General features: G+C 48.8%; 16 protein-coding genes. 5 read left to right on the top strand and 11 right to left on the bottom strand.

The window, feature by feature from the left end; all coding sequences use genetic code 11:
- Positions 1-3: 3 nt before the first annotated feature.
- Positions 4-1,131, bottom strand: a complete 1,128-nt coding sequence (gene dprA / locus HWI92_RS01075; RefSeq protein ID WP_204660365.1) for a DNA-processing protein DprA — start codon at positions 1,129-1,131, stop codon at positions 4-6.
- A 118-nt stretch (positions 1,132-1,249) separates the two neighbouring features.
- Here dprA and HWI92_RS01070 point away from each other — a divergent pair, with 118 nt between their 5' ends.
- The gene (locus HWI92_RS01070) at positions 1,250-3,067 is read left to right on the top strand and encodes an alpha-amylase family glycosyl hydrolase (RefSeq protein WP_204660364.1); all 1,818 of its coding nucleotides are present in this window, start codon (positions 1,250-1,252) and stop codon (positions 3,065-3,067) included.
- 38 nt (positions 3,068-3,105) lie between these two features.
- Here the strand turns inward: HWI92_RS01070 and lepB (HWI92_RS01065) are convergent, their stop codons facing one another.
- The 8 genes from lepB (HWI92_RS01065) to HWI92_RS01030 all read right to left on the bottom strand — a co-directional run bounded on the left by lepB (HWI92_RS01065) (position 3,106) and on the right by HWI92_RS01030 (position 10,445).
- Positions 3,106-4,272, bottom strand: coding sequence for a signal peptidase I (gene lepB, locus HWI92_RS01065; protein WP_204660363.1), 1,167 nt, complete (start codon positions 4,270-4,272; stop codon positions 3,106-3,108).
- Positions 4,273-4,393: 121 nt separating this feature from the next.
- Positions 4,394-5,530, bottom strand: coding sequence for a signal peptidase I (lepB, locus tag HWI92_RS01060; RefSeq protein WP_204660362.1), 1,137 nt, complete (start codon positions 5,528-5,530; stop codon positions 4,394-4,396).
- Positions 5,531-5,551: 21 nt separating this feature from the next.
- Entirely contained in the window at positions 5,552-6,271 is a 720-nt protein-coding gene (dapB, locus tag HWI92_RS01055; protein ID WP_204660361.1) for a 4-hydroxy-tetrahydrodipicolinate reductase, read from the bottom strand.
- 30 nt (positions 6,272-6,301) lie between these two features.
- Positions 6,302-6,988: a DUF5683 domain-containing protein gene (locus HWI92_RS01050; protein ID WP_204660360.1), complete on the bottom strand. Its 687-nt coding sequence runs from the start codon at positions 6,986-6,988 to the stop codon at positions 6,302-6,304.
- Between the two features lie 2 nt (positions 6,989-6,990).
- Entirely contained in the window at positions 6,991-7,908 is a 918-nt protein-coding gene (locus HWI92_RS01045; RefSeq protein WP_204660359.1) for a ParB/RepB/Spo0J family partition protein, read from the bottom strand.
- 24 nt (positions 7,909-7,932) lie between these two features.
- The gene (locus tag HWI92_RS01040) at positions 7,933-8,730 is read right to left on the bottom strand and encodes a ParA family protein (protein WP_204660358.1); all 798 of its coding nucleotides are present in this window, start codon (positions 8,728-8,730) and stop codon (positions 7,933-7,935) included.
- A gap of 164 nt (positions 8,731-8,894) precedes the next feature.
- Positions 8,895-9,917, bottom strand: coding sequence for an SPASM domain-containing protein (locus HWI92_RS01035; RefSeq protein WP_204660357.1), 1,023 nt, complete (start codon positions 9,915-9,917; stop codon positions 8,895-8,897).
- A 69-nt stretch (positions 9,918-9,986) separates the two neighbouring features.
- Positions 9,987-10,445, bottom strand: a complete 459-nt coding sequence (locus tag HWI92_RS01030) for an Lrp/AsnC family transcriptional regulator (RefSeq protein WP_204660356.1) — start codon at positions 10,443-10,445, stop codon at positions 9,987-9,989.
- A gap of 179 nt (positions 10,446-10,624) precedes the next feature.
- Here HWI92_RS01030 and ald point away from each other — a divergent pair, with 179 nt between their 5' ends.
- The 3 genes from ald (at position 10,625) to HWI92_RS01015 (ending at position 14,553) form a co-directional block, all read left to right on the top strand.
- Positions 10,625-11,737 carry an alanine dehydrogenase gene (gene ald, locus HWI92_RS01025; RefSeq protein ID WP_204660355.1) on the top strand — a complete coding sequence of 371 codons (1,113 nt, stop codon included), beginning with the start codon at positions 10,625-10,627 and terminating at the stop codon, positions 11,735-11,737.
- A 448-nt stretch (positions 11,738-12,185) separates the two neighbouring features.
- Entirely contained in the window at positions 12,186-13,952 is a 1,767-nt protein-coding gene (locus HWI92_RS01020) for a DEAD/DEAH box helicase (RefSeq protein WP_204660354.1), read from the top strand.
- 61 nt (positions 13,953-14,013) lie between these two features.
- Complete coding sequence (locus HWI92_RS01015; RefSeq protein ID WP_204660353.1) at positions 14,014-14,553, top strand: DinB family protein; 540 nt, start codon at positions 14,014-14,016, stop codon at positions 14,551-14,553.
- On the opposite strand, the gene HWI92_RS01010 is transcribed toward HWI92_RS01015, so the two are convergent.
- Positions 14,550-15,413, bottom strand: coding sequence for a zinc dependent phospholipase C family protein (locus HWI92_RS01010; protein WP_204660352.1), 864 nt, complete (start codon positions 15,411-15,413; stop codon positions 14,550-14,552). The genes HWI92_RS01015 and HWI92_RS01010 overlap by 4 nt on opposite strands.
- Positions 15,414-15,895: 482 nt before the next feature.
- Here HWI92_RS01010 and HWI92_RS01005 point away from each other — a divergent pair, with 482 nt between their 5' ends.
- Complete coding sequence (locus tag HWI92_RS01005) at positions 15,896-16,300, top strand: Dabb family protein (RefSeq protein WP_229248682.1); 405 nt, start codon at positions 15,896-15,898, stop codon at positions 16,298-16,300.
- A gap of 63 nt (positions 16,301-16,363) precedes the next feature.
- Here HWI92_RS01005 and ung read toward each other — a convergent pair whose 3' ends face one another.
- Positions 16,364-17,029, bottom strand: coding sequence for a uracil-DNA glycosylase (ung, locus tag HWI92_RS01000; protein ID WP_204660351.1), 666 nt, complete (start codon positions 17,027-17,029; stop codon positions 16,364-16,366).
- Positions 17,030-17,063 lie beyond the last annotated feature (34 nt).

Here is a 17,063-nt window from a genome sequence, read left to right as displayed (position 1 = left end):
CATTTAGATTAAACTATACTTTTTACCAGGCATGGACCTGACCATACCCTGGAATTCGAGATTCAGTAAAAGGGTTGCCAGCTTGTTCATGTGCATGCCCGAATGCCACGCGAGCTCGTCGATCTGGATTGTTCCTTTTTGTCGCAGAAGCGACAGAACCTGTCCTTCATCCTGTGTGAACCCGTCAAACGAAATCTGTGTATCCGGCTTTTGCACCTGCTTCCGGTCTTCACCAGCCCGTATCCAGCCCAATTCACCTGCCATGTCTTCCACCGAAGTGAAAATAGAGGCTTTATTGTCGCGTATGAGCTGGTTACAGCCTTCTGAAAGCGGACTGCTGATCATACCGGGTACTGCAAACACTTCGCGATGGTAATTCTGGGCAAATTCAACGGTGATCAGACTGCCTCCTTTTTTTCCCGACTCCACTACAATAGTAACATCACTCAGCCCTGCAATAATTCGGTTACGCGCAGGAAATCGCATGTGATCGGGCTTGGTAGCCAGGGCATTCTCCGTAACCAGGCCGCCGTGCTGCATCATTTCCTGCGCGGTACGTGCGTGGGATGCAGGATAAATCACATCCAGGCCGCTGGCCATGACACCTATGGTCGGCAGTCCGCATTTTAGCGAAGCCCGGTGAGCCGTAATGTCCACACCATAGGCAAGCCCGCTTACGATGAGCGGGTTAAATGGCATTAGTTCCCGAATAATGGTCTCCGTTACCGCTTTTCCATACTCGCTGACCTGCCTGGTACCGACAATCCCGACCGTGTACGGCATATTGAAATCAAAACTTCCGCGTGTGTACAAGACGACCGGAGCATCGTACAGGGGCTTCAACCTGGTGGGGTAAGTGGGATCGGTAAAGAAATGAAGGCGGGTACCTGTTTGCCGGCAGCGTCCATACTCCTGTGTGGCCAATGCAAATGTGGTCTGATCGAGTACAGCCCTGACGATCTTGTCGCCAATGCCCGGAATCCTGATAAGCTTTTTGTACCCCGACGTAAAAACCGCCGTGGCGCTCCCACAGTAACTGATCAGCTGGCGTACGGTTACGGAACCAATGCCGGGGGTATGCATAAGCGCGAGCGTACTGACCCGCTCCTGGTCTGAAAGATCGGTGTTCATAAGTGTGTTGTATAGTTTTAAATCTTGTTTATGCACGTTTTGCGACTGGCATACAATTTGACCATATACGCATAAGGCATAAGTCCTCAAAAATAAAAATAATCCGCAAAAAGGGTATATGGAAAATTTACAAGCTGACGAGACAGTTCAGTATTATGAAGGAATGGGCGCAACCTGCCATTCTGATGGTGTTTATTACAGAGTTTGGGCTCCTCATGCTGAGAGCGTTTCGGTGATCGGAACGTTTAATGACTGGAAAGAAGATGCCAATGTTCTTCAACATGAAGAACATGGTTTCTGGGGTGCCCTGGTTGAAAACTCAAAAGAAGGAGACGAGTATAAATTTTTACTGAAAACACCGGCTGGTACCCTGCACCGCAACGATCCTTATGCGCTGAAAATGACCAACTCATCGGGTAACTGTATCGTCTATAACCATGCATCTTTCAATTGGGAAGATTCGTCTTTCAATATGCCCGGCTGGCACGAGCTTGTCGTTTACGAGCTGCATATCGGCACTTTTCACGTCAAGGAGGCCGGCCAGGTAGGTAATTTTTACACGGCTATCGAGAAGCTCGATTATTTACAAAGCATGGGCTTCAATGCCGTGGAGCTGATGCCCTGTTCCGAGTTCCCCGGTTCCATGTCGTGGGGATACAATCCCGCAAATCCTTTTGCCATAGAATCTGACTACGGCGGTCCGGAAGGTCTTAAACTGTTTGTCAAAGAAGCTCATAGCCGGGGTATTGCGGTGATTCTTGATGTGGTGTACAATCACTTTGGCCCGTCCGATCTCGACATCTGGCAATTTGACGGCTGGTCTGAAAATGATGGAGGCGGCATTTACTTTTACAATGACTGGCGCGCCGAAACGCCCTGGGGTAGTACCAGGCCTGATTACGGCCGGAATGAAGTAAGATCATATATTCATGATAATGCCATGATGTGGCTGAAAGAATACCATGTGGATGGTCTGCGGATGGATATGGTACCTTACATCAGAAATGTGAAGGCAGACGGTAATCCGGGCAACGACATTCCGGAAGGTATTTCCCTGATGCAGTGGATCAACAAGGATGTGCGTGAATATTGTCCCAACTGCATTACAATCGCCGAGGATATGCATTCACTGGACTTCATTACAGGTACCGTTGAAAATGGCGGACTGGGCTACGGGTCGCAGTGGGATGCCCGGTTTGTGCATACCGTACGTGATGCCATCATTACTGCCAATGATCAGGACCGTGATATCAACGGTGTAGCAGAAGCGATCACAAGCCGCTACAATATGGATTCGTTTCAGCGGATCATTTATACGGAATCACATGATGAGGTGGCAAACGGACAGGCACGGGTAGCCGAAGAAATTGCGGATGGTGACGTGAACAACTGGTATTCCAAAAAGCGCGCTGCCCTGGGTGTTGCGCTGGTACTTACCTCACCGGGCATCCCGATGATTTTTCAGGGACAGCCTTTGCTGGAAGATAAATGGTTTTCCGACAATGATCCGATTGACTGGTCAAGGCTTGAAAAGTTCAGCGGCTTTGCGAACCTGCACCGTGATATGATCCATTTGCGGAGAAACTGGTTTGGGGTTACGGGCGGCTTGCAGGGACAAAATGTCGAAATTGTAAGGGCTGACAATGACAAGAAGGTAATTGTTATGCACCGGTGGAATGAAGGCGGCCCCAAAGACAGTGTGATCGTGGTGCTGAACTTTTCGATTGAAACCTTGTCCGACTTCAAAGTAGGATTTCCGCGCGCCGGCAAATGGCACCTGCGCCTGAGCAGCGACAACGAACAATATGATTCTGAGTTCTCCAATGTAGGTGTACATGATGTGGACGCCTGGGAGGGCGAGTACGATAATCATCCCGCTTTTGCATCATTGCAGATTCCGCCATATACCGCATTGATTTTTTCACAGGAAGAATAAGAAACAAGAGGCTGCCCGGGAAGGCAGCCTCTTTTATATTATTCTATAATCCTGAAAACACGGTCCCAGCGGATTTTCCTGAATGCACTTACCGGATCGGGGTCAATGGACATCCACACAAAAACAGCCTTACCCACAATATGGTCCATTGGTACAAAGCCCCAGTACCGCGAGTCGGCCGAGTTGTGCCGGTTATCCCCCATCATAAAAAAGTAATCCTGCCGGAACGTGTACGTTTGCAGCACTTTTCCATGCTGCAGAACCTGACCATCAGCCAGCGTCACATCTTCATTTCCCTCATAGTTGCGGATCACATCTCCGTACAAAGCTGCATTGGCAGCATTGAGCTGCACTGTCATGCCTTTTTTCGGCACTAGGATCGGGCCATATTGATCCTTGTTCCAGCTGAGTGACTCGTTTTCAGGAAAAAGGTAGGGCTCCTTCAACCTTTTGCCGGAAAATACCGGCTCAATCGCTGCAATGAAATCAAGCGATTTCAGCTGAGCTGCAAGTGCGGGGGTTGTTTTTACAAGATAAGCAAATCTATTACCCTGGTCGGCAGGGTCTGGCTGAATAGAAGCATAGTCCGTAATGCCATTTTTATGGAAAACATTCTCTTCATTAATCGCCGTATTGGCAGAAATTACATATTCATTTTGCATGCGCGGAGGGTTAGGCTCCGCTTTCCCGTTTACATACACCTGTCCTGAGCGGACTTCAAGCCGGTCCCCTGCAATAGCCACGCAGCGCTTGATGTAATTGGAGCGAAGGTCTGTGGGGTGCGGATGCAGGTCGGGCAGCACGGTGCTGTATTTGTTAATGGAATTCGGATGCTCTACCGGCAGGTTGAACACGATCACATCTCCCCGCTTCACTTCACTGAACCCCGGCAGCCGTAGCTGAGGCAACTGTATCCAGTCGAGGTACGAGGGAATGCTGGTTCCCCAGATCGTCTGATGCGTGAGCGGCAGCTGCAATGGGGTAATCGGCGTGGTGGCGCCATAATGCAGCTTGCTTACAAACAGGTAGTCACCCACCAGCAACGTGTTTTCCATGGACGGAGTAGGAATGACAAATGCACTGAAAAACAGCCAGCGGATCAGCGTGGCAGCTATTACGGCAAATAATACGGAGTCTACCCATTCTCTTAAAGCCGACTTCCCGGGCCTGTCAGGTGCTTTTGTAATTTCCTTTTCGGTGATCATAGCAGGAGCTTGTAATAATGTTCTGCAAGTTTAGGTAAAATTTATATATTGTTTATTTATATATAAAAACAAAAAAAGGAGAGACTTGTAGCCTCTCCTCTCTACCTAAGAATTTTCTGGGTCAGTTAATCACCCGAAACAATCTGCTCCACCGGATTTTGCTGAAAAACCCACTTGGATCAGGATCAATGGACATCCAAACGAACACCGCTTTTCCTACAATGTGATCCATCGGCACAAAGCCCCAGTAGCGCGAGTCGGCTGAATTATGCCGGTTATCGCCCATCATAAAGTAATAATCCTGCTTGAAAGTATAGCTGGCAATCGCCTTTCCGGCCAATTTGACTGATCTTTCTTCCAAAGTCACATTCTCATTGTCCTCATAGTTCTTGATCACAGTACCGTACAAAGCAATGTTTTCAGGCGTAAGCTGCACCGTAACCCCTTTTTTCGGAACGGTAATCGGTCCATAATTGTCACGGTTCCACTTGAACAGGGACGAATTAGGATAAAGCATCGGCTCACTGATATCCCTGGGCGATTTTACCAGGGTAATGTCTTTGACAAAATCATATGTTTTCAGCTTGGCGGCAATTTCCGTGGTCGTATAAACCAGGTAACCCAGCTGGTCATTTTGTGCAAGCGTGTCGCCAAAAGTCTCGGTATAGGTATTGTACTCCGAAATGCCGTTTTCCCTGAATACTTTCAGCTCATTCACCGGCGTGGTAGTTGCTACGAAGTACTCGTTTTCCATACGTACCGGATTTTCGACGGGCTTTCCGTTGGCATACACCTGCAGGTCGCGTACTTCGAGTACATCGCCCGGGAGTCCCATGCACCTTTTAATGTAGTTGGTTTTTAAATCAACGGGATGCTGCATCTCAGGCGGATAGTTGAACACCACCACGTCGCCGCGTTTCACCTTGCTGAACCCCGGCAGCCGGTATTGTGGCAGCTGAATGGCGTCGGTATAGGAAGGAATGTTGGTGCCCCAGATGGTCTGGTGGGTCAACGGTACCTGCAAGGGTGTTTTGGGTGTGCGGGTACCATAATGCAGCTTACTTACAAACAGGAAATCGCCTACGAGCAGGCTGTTTTCCATAGAGGGCGTAGGAATGGTAAATGCTTCAAAAAACAGCCAGCGAATGAGCGTGGCGGCAATTACCGCAAACAAGATGGAGTCAAACCATTCACGTACGGCTGATTTCCTTTTCTGGTTGTGAACTGGTCTCTCTGTAACTTCTTTATTGAATGCCATTGGAACAATGATTTGTAAATCCTAATCCAGATTTTTGAGAAGGTCGTCCATTCCGAATACGCCATATCTGCCGGGCAGCCACTCTGCGGCTACCACAGCACCCAATGCAAATCCGTTCCGGTTATGAGCAGTATGTGAAATTTCAATCGTATCCACTTCAGACTCGTAGCGGATGATATGGGTACCCGGCACCTCACCTTCGCGCTCTGCCTTAATCGTAATATATCCTTCCGCTTCTTCCGGTGCCAGCTTCCAGCCGTCCACACTTTCAGACATTGCTGCAATGCCTTCGGCCAGGGTAATTGCAGTGCCGCTAGGTGCATCAAGCTTGTGAATGTGGTGGATTTCGGTCATGGAAGGCTCGTAGCCCCGACCTTCCATCAGTCGCGCCAGCTGACGGTTCAGCCTGAAAAACAGGTTCACCCCGATGCTGTAATTGGACGCATAGAAGAAGGCACCGTTCTGTGCTCTACAAAGTTCTTCGATTTCAGTGCGGTGTTCGAGCCAGCCGGTAGTACCGCTTACCACGGCCCAGCCTTTTTTCAGGCAGTAAGTGATGTTGTCATATGCGGCTTCCGGTGCGCTGAATTCGATGGCCACATCTACATCCGGCGTGCTGAGCACGTCCATATCACCCCGGTTTGACAGGTCAATCCGTCCAACGATCGTATGCCCGCGTTCTTCGGCGATGCGCTCGATCGTTTTGCCCATCTTGCCATATCCCAGTAGTAGTATTTTCATTAATCAAAAATATAATGTACTCTGATTTATTTACTTAAAATTAAAAACCAGCCTTACTCCCGGTGTAGCCGACCGCATGGCGGGCTGATTAAGCTTGGGTTCCAGCCGGAGGGTCAGATCATCTGAAAGGTCAAATGTTTTCATGTGTGCCGCCACATTGGCTTCGATAATCGTAAGTGAGTAAATCAGGCCCGACACAATCAGTGCAAAGCCGCGGTTACGTCTCCAGTAATTTTTGCCGCGTGCCGCCTGGTCGCGGTTGATTTCCGGGTAGGTACTGCTTGTATTAAAAAGATTCCTGTAACGAACCGGCAATGTGGAATCGGCCGTAAGTCCTTCCTTTATCTTGCCGTAATTCGGACTGTTCTTATCCAGGTCGTAAAAGGCCTTGTAGGTAGCCAGGTAATCCTTGTATTTAACTGAGTTCAGGTAATAAGCATAAAGCCCGCCGCCGAATGCCAGGTAAACGATGGGTGCTTTCCAGTAATCGCGGTTATATAGCTGCCCTCCGCCGGGAATAAGCGCCAGGCGGGTTGCGCGCCGGGGTACCGGAGCAAATTTTTTCTTTTTCCCGGCAATGGAATCAATTGCCGCCCTTTGCGTCGTATCGGCGATGGCCGGCGCCGTAGCTACCCTGACGCTGTCAGCGGTTTTTACTTGTCCCATGATATGCTGCCCCGACAGCAGGATCAGCCCGATCCATAACCAGTTTTTCAAGTCTATTTAACTTTCAGTGTTTCCAGAATCCTTTTGAGCTCATCCTGGGACGTGAAGGGGATCTTAATCTCCCCTTTATGGTCATTATTGCTTTTGACCGACACTTTTGCCCCGAAAAACGATGATAATTGGAACTGTAACGACTTTATTTCCTGATTAATTGTTGCTTGTTTTTTGGCCGCAAACGAGATACTGCTCATCATTCCCAGCTTACGGACCTCCTCTTCCACTTTCCGCACCGACCAGCCTTCTTCGATTATTTTGTTAAAAATCTTTAACTGACTCTGGTCACTGTTAATCGTGATAATCGCCCGCGCATGTCCCATGCTGATTTTATTGTCACGAAGGGCCGCCTGGATTACGGGAGGCAGTTTGAGCAGACGGATATAGTTGTTGACGGTCGTGCGGTTTTTACCAACCCTTACACCCAGTTCCTCCTGTTTCAGGTTGCATTCAAGGATCAGCCGCTGGTAGCTGAGTGCAATTTCTATGGCATTCAGGTTTTCCCGCTGAATGTTTTCGATGAGCGCCATTTCCAGCATTTGCTGGTCATTGGCCGTTCTTACATAGGCGGGAATGGTCACCATACCGAGGGATCGGCTGGCCTGCAGCCGCCGCTCTCCCGAAATAAGCTGGTAGGAACTGTCCGGAAGCTGACGCACCGTAATCGGCTGAATAATTCCCTGGACCCGGATCGAATCTGCAAGTTCCTGCAAGGCTTCCTGATCAAACTTTGTTCGCGGCTGGTAGGGATTGGCATCAATCTGGTCCACCTCGATCTCATTCATTGAGCCTACCACTTCCGGGGAAGCGATACGTGCATTGGAGCGGGGCGTATTGATTTTTTCAGAATCCTGTAAGAGAGCTCCCAGGCCCCTTCCCAGTCCGGTCATTTTTTTGGCTTTATTGCTGTTTTCCATCTTTTTCGCTGGTCAAATCATCACTCACTTCACTCCCAGCTGCTTGTCGGACGACAGCAAACCATTTTTCCGGAGAATTTCACGGGCCAGGTTCAGGTAGCTTACCGCACCCTTGCTGTCCGCATCCTGCGCCATGACGGGAATACCATAGCTCGGGGCTTCACTGATGCGAACGTTCCGCGGAATGATCGTATTGAAAACGAGTGACTCAAAGTGACTGGTGACTTCATTCACAACCTGATTGGACAGCCTGAGCCGGAGGTCGTACATGGTCAGCAATATTCCCTCGATGACGAGGCTTGTATTGAGGCGTGATTGTATAATCGTGATGGTATTCAATAATTTACCCAAACCTTCCAGTGCAAAGTATTCGCATTGAACAGGAATAATCACCGAGTCAGCGGCTGTAAGGCTGTTGATCGTGATCAAACCCAGTGAGGGCGAACAGTCTATAATAATGAAATCGTACTCGTCCCGCACTTCCGAAATAGCATCTTTCATCCGCTGCTCCCTGTTTTTCAGGTTGATCATTTCGATCTCAGCGCCCACCAGGTCGATGTGCGAGGGCAGCAGGTCCAGGTTTGGGAAATCGGTTGAAAGAACAATGTCAGCAGTTTTGGCCTGCTCCACCATGCATTCGTAAATACTATTTTCCATTTCCTGGGGGTTAAAACCCAGCCCGGACGTGGAGTTGGCCTGCGGATCAGCATCAATGATGAGTGTGCGGAATTCGAGTGCCGCCAAACTCGCGGCCAGGTTAATTGCAGTGGTTGTTTTACCTACCCCTCCCTTTTGGTTTGCTATTGCAATGACTTTGCCCATGTATTCATTCGAGTTACCAAGGTCAAATTTCTATTATTCGGGGCAATTCACCAAAAAATGTTCCACGGAGTTTGAGGAACCCGGCACAATGTGCTGCTGGATAGTTATTTACAGGATATTAGTATTTCGTTAAAATAATTTTACCCAAAATTTAGGCAAATGTTTCACGCCCATACGCGGGTACCTTCCGTGCAATTTTTGCACATTTCTATCTCTGACCGCGACCGGATCAGCGACGCACGGAAGTCGGTGTACTTCTTCCCTCTCCAGAGCTGCCGGAAGGTTTGCCGCTTCATATCGCCCAACTGGTACTCCGCATCCTTGTCAAAACAGCAGGGTACCACAGCGCCATCCCAGGTAATCACGCAGGAGTGCCACATTTTCCAGCAATGGTCTACAAAAGCATTTTTTATGGAGTACCGGCCATTTTCTTCCTTCTGGTAACGCGAGTAGCGCTCTATCGTCGGGATCAGGTCGGACCCCTCCTCATAGTCATAGATTTGCGCCGTTTTCAGCCCTACTTCATCCACGCCCATTTCCAGTGCCAGCTTTTTCACATCCTCGATCTGATGCTCGTTCGGCTTCACCACCAGAAACTGGAAAATCACATGCGGCGTACTCGATTTCAGCTCTTTTTTCCATTTGATGATATTGCGTGTGCCTTCCAGTACCTTTTCCAGGTTGCCGCCCACCCGGTACTGCTGGTACACATCCTGGGTAGTACCATCGATGGAAATAATCAGCCGGTCAAGGCCGGATTCTACGGTTTTTCTGGCCTTCTCGTCGGTCAGGTAATGTGCATTGGTGCTGGTAGCCGTGTAAATACCTTTATCGTGCGCATACTGCACCAGCTCAAAAAACTTGGGGTGCAGGTAAGGCTCGCCCTGGAAGTAAAAAATCAGGTACAGCAGTGTATCTGCCAGCTCATCGATGGTCTTTTTATACAGCTTTTCCTCCATCATGCCTGTGGGCCGGGTAAATGAGCGCAGGCCGCTCGGACATTCGGGACATCTTAAATTGCAGGAAGTAGTAGGCTCAAAAGAGATTGCGATCGGCATCCCCCAATGCACCGGCTGACCTGTAAACCGGGAATAAAAGTAGCTCCCCAGGATCTGCACGGCATTCCAGGCCCGCTTGAAAGTCACTTTGGACATCAGGTTGAGCCCGTCTTTTACATTTTTATTCATTCAGAGTGGCATTTTGGCCGCAGCAACGTGCCCGGATAATGAAAACTGCCGGTGAACCCCTGCGCGTTTTCAGACTGCTATGGCCGTGGTGTACTTGATTTCGGAAATTACAAAATAACTGCTGATGTGTAAAACACTATTCAGCGCAGAAAGTTTATGCTGGTAAAACTGGTTGAATGCCTCCGCATCTGCTACGATCACTTTCAGCATATAATCAAAGTTGCCCGAAACTACGGAACATTCCAGTACTTCGCTCATCTGGATGATGGCCTTATTGAAATCTTCAAAGCTTTCCCTACGCTGTTTGTCCAGCGTAACATTACAATAAACAATCAAAGCTTTCCCTACCTTCCTCCTGTTGAGGATACATACATATTTATCAATAATCCCCTCCTTTTGCAGCTTACGGATACGCTCATGTACCGGCGTGACGGAAAGGTTGATGCGGCTGGCAATTTCCTTGATGGTCAGCTGGGAATCCTGCTGCAGAAGTTCAAGGATCTTACGGTCGGTTGCGTCGGGAAGCAATGCAGTTTTTTTTAAATGCGGGTAAACGGTAAGTGCGGGAAAGATAGAAAATTTTTCTGCCGGATCGAGTGATGGGAGCTTTATTTACTGGACTACGTGGAGCAGGTACATGCTTTTTTCTACCAAAAGTAAATTTGTATACTTTTCAAACAATCCATCAACTGCAAAATTGATTCCCAATGATCATTGGCGTCCCCAAAGAGATAAAAAATAATGAAAACAGGGTTGCTGTCACGCCGGCCGGTGTGACGGAGTTTCGTAAACACGGCCACACGGTGTACGTGCAGACCGAGGCGGGAAAAGGCAGCGGCTTTGCTGATGAAGACTACGCCTCGGCAGGCGCGAGCATCCTTCCGACCATTGAGGCTGTGTACGATGCAGCTGAAATGATCATTAAAGTAAAAGAACCTATCGCATCCGAATACCCGCTGATCAAAGAAAACCAGCTGCTGTTTACCTACTTCCACTTTGCTTCGTCGGAGGAGCTTACCCACGCGATGATAGCCCGCAAAGCAGTTTGTCTTGCCTATGAAACCGTTGAAAAAACGGATCGCAGCCTGCCTTTGCTCGTTCCCATGAGCGAAGTAGCCGGACGTATGGCCATACAGGAAGGTGCCAAATACCTTGAAAAACCAATGGGTGGTTTTGGAATCCTGCTCGGCGGGGTAGCCGGTGTGAAGCCGGCCAATGTACTGGTGCTGGGCGGCGGCATTGTGGGTACGCAGGCTGCTAAAATGGCGGCCGGACTGGGCGCAAACGTCACGATTGTTGATATCAGCCTTGCGCGCCTCCGTTACCTGGAAGACATTATGCCTGCCAATGTGGATACGGTTATGTCCAATGAATACAACATCCGCGACCTGGTAAAAAGCGCCAACCTGATCATCGGCGGGGTACTGATCCCGGGCGCCAAGGCACCGTCACTCATTACCCGCGACATGCTGAAACTGATGAAGCCCGGTACCGTCATGGTGGACGTAGCGATTGACCAGGGCGGGTGTTTTGAAACATCCCGCGCCACTACCCACGAAGACCCGATTTATGAAGTGGATGGTGTGGTGCATTACTGCGTTGCCAATATGCCCGGCGCAGTTCCCTATACCTCTACCCTGGCACTTACCAATGCCAGCCTGCCCTATGCTTTGCAGCTCGCCAACCTGGGCTGGCAAACTGCCTGTACCCATAATGAAGAACTTCGGAAAGGATTAAATGTGGTAAATGGTAAAGTTGTCTTCCAGGGAGTTGCTGATGCCTGGAACATGCCTTACCAGGACGTAAAAACATTATTCTGACCTTTCTGCACCTGTGTAAAGAGCCCTGCAAAGTATTGCGGGGCTTTTCCATTTTCTACAAATATTACAATTAAGTAGCCGCTACTATTGCATACTCCATTATTCTTCTTACTTTTGCATAAAATTTGAACGAACATCCGTTCGCTTCTCTGCTTCTCATACGGTCAGGCACAAACAGAACCAGCCGTCAGCCTCTTTTCGCCGGTTGACATTACCGTACACACGCAGAGCCCCACGGATGGTTTGTGGCGGGCTTTGCGGAATCCCTTTTTGAAATTGTTTATAGTTTTTGCACGATGTCAGGCATCCGGGTTCTCCGTGTTTAGTCCCGACTTTGTAATTCCTCTAAATCAGCTTTCGGATCGCTGCATTTCGCAGATCGCCAGATTTCGGCCGGAAATCCGGTCAACCAAGTACATCTGTTAAAAAAATACAACAAATCAATATAATGACAACTGAGACTATTGAGTCATTTTCAGAACTCGGACTTTCTGAAAACATAATGAAAGCTTTGGACGAAATGGGCTTCGTAAAGCCCTCGCCGATCCAGGCACAAGGTATACCAGCCGTAATGCAAGGTTCTGACGTAATTGGTCAGGCCCAGACCGGTACTGGTAAAACTGCCGCATTCGGTATTCCTGTCCTTGAAAGAATTGATACTTCGGTTAATGCCGTTCAGGCATTGATCCTCTGCCCTACCCGCGAGCTTGCCGTGCAGGTTTCCGAAGAACTTGGCAGACTTGGAAAATTTGAACGTGGCGTTCGCATTGAAGCAATTTATGGCGGTGATTCGATCGACCGTCAGATCCGCTCCCTGAAAAAAGGTGTTCATATTGTAGTAGGTACACCTGGCCGCGTGATGGACCATATGGAACGTCGTACGCTGAAATTTGATGAAGTACGCATGATGGTACTTGATGAAGCGGACGAAATGCTGGATATGGGCTTTCGTGAAGACATTGAAAGCATTCTGGCCGACATGCCGGAAGATCGCCAGACGATCCTTTTCTCGGCTACAATGTCCAAGCCGATCATGTCGATCACCAAAAGATTCCTCAACGATCCTGTACTCATTAAAGTGGTTCGCAATGAGCTCACCAACCAGAACATCGAGCAGGTTTATTTCGAGGTAAAACCACAGGCGAAAGTGGAAGTCATGACCCGCCTGATCGATATGCACCACCTGAAATCACTGCTTGTTTTTTGTAATACAAAACGTAAGGTGGACGAGATCGTGGAAGACCTGCAACTGCGCGGATACGCGTCAGAAGGAATTCATGGTGACCTTCGCCAGCAGCAGCGCAGCAATGTCATGAGCAAGTTCAAGGCTGGCGTAACAACGATCCTGGTAGCGACAGACGTAGCTGCACGGGGTATTGACGTAAGCGGCCTGGATGGTGTGATCAACTACGACATTCCACTGGACGAGGAGTATTACGTACACCGGATAGGTCGTACTGGCCGTGCGGGCATGTCCGGAAAGGCATTCTCGCTGGTAGCGCGTGACGAAAAATACCGCCTTAAATCCATTGAAGGTTATACCAAGGTAAAAATTGAAAAAGGTGTAATTCCGTCCTTTGAAGATATCGTGGGTGTACGCAAAGCGCGCTTTGTTGAAAATATTTCTGCCGCAATCAAGGAAGGCGGCGACGCTGAATTGTATAACGACGTGCTCGAAATGCTTCACCACAGCGGCTTTACTACCGAGCAGGTAGTAGGTGCGATGGCTAAACAGATCATGGGCGTTCAGAAAAATGAATATACAGACAGCAACCTGGCCTGGGAAGAAAGAAGGAATGAGCGTGATGGCGGCGCCCGCCGTGAAGGTGGCGACCGTTACGAGCGTCGTTCAGGCAGCAAGTTCGGCGATCGCCGGGAAAGTGGTGACCGCCGCGACGGAGACCGTCGTGGAGGAGAGCGCTACCCTGCGGCAGGCGGTGTACGCCGGGGAGAGGGCGAAGTTCGCCGCTCACCCGAAGCTGGTATGACCCGCTTGTTCCTGAGCCTTGGACGCAAAGATCATATTATGCCGAAAGATATCGTGGGCGCCATTGCAGGTGAGGCCAACATTCCGGGCAAAACAATCGGAGCGATCGACATTTATGACAAGTTTACTTTTGTGGATGTACCTGACAAGGATGCGAGGACAATCCTCCGTGCCATGGATGGCAATACCATTAAGGGAAAACCGGTTCAGATCGATATTGCGAAGTAATATCTGATTTTAGATAGTTTAAAAGGGGCTTTTTAAGCCCCTTTTTCTTTTATTTACAACTATGGATAAACAAGCTCAGAAACAAGAAGTTTGGCTCAGGGGCCCTCTGCCCGGAGTACCTCCGCTCTTGCAACCCGCAGCGCATGCACTCCTTCAGGCGGGAGAAGAGCTGGCTGGCCTGGCAGATACCTTCCCCAATGATCTGCTCTGGCATAAGCCTGCGGGACTTGCCTCGGTAGGTTTTCATTTACAGCATCTTACCGGTGTACTCGACAGGCTTTTTACTTACGCAGACGAACGCCTGCTCAGTGACGGGCAGCTTACTTACCTGAAAAACGAAGGCTCCGAGCCTTTCCCGGGATGCAACTATACAGCATTGCTGCATGCATTTGACAGGCAGGTTGAGGCTTCCATCGCATATTTTAAAATGGTAGAAGAAAGTACACTGACTGACCTCCGCTATGTGGGCCGCGCCAGAATTCCGTCCACAAAGCTGGGATTACTCTTTCATGCTGCGGAGCATACGCAGCGGCATACGGGCCAGCTTCTGGTAACTGCCAGGATGCTGATGCAGCAGGTGGATGGTATAATCCGGCTTTAATCATCTGCTTCCGGCCGGATATGCAGCAGCCGCCTGATCCAGCTTGTTTCTTCCTCCTTTTCGGGAGTAGCCTGCGGCTTTATTTCGGTTAAAGATGCAAGGTCGGGCTGGCCGGCATTAATCCAGCATGTATACCAGATGTCGCCCGTCATGCGGATCGATGCGCGCATCCTTCTTTCGACCTGCCCAGCCAGCATTGCATGGTATTGCTCGGAAAACTCGCGCGAGTAGCTGCGGGTGAGTACATTGTTCCTAAGTTCATAGCTGTACTTTTTATCAGACGCGAAAGTGCCGGTCAGTATTTTTTCAAAGGATAAAACCGAATCCCTCGCCTCGCTGGATTCCCGGACAGCCTGCCAGGCTGCCAGCATGATATTTTCCTGATATACTGCGGGACCCTCCCAAAACTCATATTGTTCTGCAAACAGCTCCGGCAGGCGTGACTCCCAAAATCCGTGTATCCCGGTTTGCCGGGTTTTCTGACCATTATAATTGCTGGTCGTATGCAGCGGTACATGCGCGTCGGCAATATAATGCCCCAGTTCAGCCGAAAGCCTTAGTACGCGCGTCAGGTCACGCATCTTGAATGCTTCCGTAAGCTGAAAAGCAGCGAGCTGAATGTGCCAAGGTACAATCCCGTGCTTCCGCAGGCTGTCTTCCCCTACTCTTTCAACTGCCTTAGGCCAGGATGGTGGTAAAAAGTAAAACACGCTGTCGCCATACACATCCAGATCAATAAAATGCCGCTCGGCCTCACCGGCAACTGCGTACCTTCTCTTGTCCGGATTGGTTGCATTTTCAGTGATGTAGTCAATGTGTTTTTTATAAAACACCTGCATGGCAGCTGGCAGGCGGAACACTGCAAGGCGGTTGATCCTTTTATGTGCCCAGAAGCCCCACGAGCCAGCATTTGCGGGAGCATTTATGCAAAAAAGAAGGCAAATAGCAGGAAAGAACTTTGAAACACTTGAAAATTTTGCAGCCCGCCTTGAAAATACATCCATATAAAGTTTTGATAATGACCAATAGTAGCTGATCATCTTTTTAGACGGAATGCTGCAAGAAAGTAACTGGTGCAACAGAAATTTATCACCTGTTTTTACAATCTGCACAAAATCGCGGGCTATACAGACCCATTTTGAATCTTGATTTCACATGAAATTCAAATTCAAGGTATTTAGGTACACAAAATATTATTTGCCCTAAACTGCTCTCGAAAATCCAAGCTTTTGCAAAGCTCACCAAATTCAAAATTTGTTATATTTTATATATAAATAATGCAATTATAGGTTTTTATCTTACCTTTGTACCAGTAAGATTCAGCCGATTTAGATTTTGAATAATGAGAACCAGAAATAAAACATTAGGTTATTTGTTGCCGGTATTTTCACTTTGTGTGTTTATGCTGATTATTTACGGCGCTTATGTGCCGCATAAAAGAGCCGAAATCCAGCGGGTTGTGTGCATTAAGTTTAAGTCAGGAACAACTGCGGAAGACATGGAAAAGCACATGCGTGACTTTGCTTCCATGAAAAATTCGGTAGACGAAGTGGTAGCTTATTCAGCCGGACATGTACAAAAGTCTGCAGTGGATGGAAACCAATTTGACGTAGTGCATTACCTGACTTTCAGAACAGTCGAAGGTGCGGATAAATATGTAGCCAATGCAGACCGCAAGGCGTTTGTAAAAGCAAATGAAGGAAATTGGGATAAGGTGCTGGAGATTAACTCCAACATTGAAAAATAACAATAGTAATAGGAGTGAAAATTTGGAAAAAAGAGTCGGGCTTCCCGGCTCTTTTTTTGTACCCTACCACTCGATCGGCTCCTTGCCTTTTGACACCAGGTACTCGTTTGCCTGGCTGAAATGCCTTGTACCGAACCAGCCTCCGCCATTGGCCGACATGGGTGAAGGATGTTTCGCTTTCAGAATGTGGTGGCTTGCCGTGTTGATGACGCTTCCCTTATCCTGCGCATACCGGCCCCAAAGCATAAAGACAATGTTGCTTTTATCATCAGAAATGCATTTGATGACGGCATCCGTAAAGCGCTCCCAGCCCTTGTTCTGGTGAGAGCCTGCCGCGCCGGCACGTACCGTAAGGGTTGCATTCAGAAGCAGTACCCCCTGCTTAGCCCAGCGTTCAAGGTTGCCGGAGGGCGGAAAAGGTTTGCCCAGATCCGTCTGGATTTCCTTGAAAATATTAACCAGTGAAGGCGGCATGCGGACGCCATCATTGACAGAAAAACACAAACCATGGGCCTGACCCGGACCATGATAAGGGTCCTGGCCCAGAATGACTACTTTGCATGCATCGAAAGTACAAAAGTCAAATGCATTGAAAATTTGCCTGGCCGGAGGGTATACTGTGGCTGTTTTGTACTCCGACCTGACGAATTCCGTCAGCTCCGTAAAGTAAGGTTTTTCGAATTCGCCTGATAGTCTTTCCTTCCAGGACTGCTCAATCTTAACGTCCATAATTGATTTGTGTTTTGATCCTAAATTAAATGAC

Source organism: Dyadobacter sandarakinus, assembly GCF_016894445.1.
Lineage (GTDB): Bacteria > Bacteroidota > Bacteroidia > Cytophagales > Spirosomataceae > Dyadobacter > Dyadobacter sandarakinus.
The sequence above is the reverse complement of the archived record's forward strand: the minus strand, read 5'-3'. Positions and strand labels throughout refer to the sequence as shown.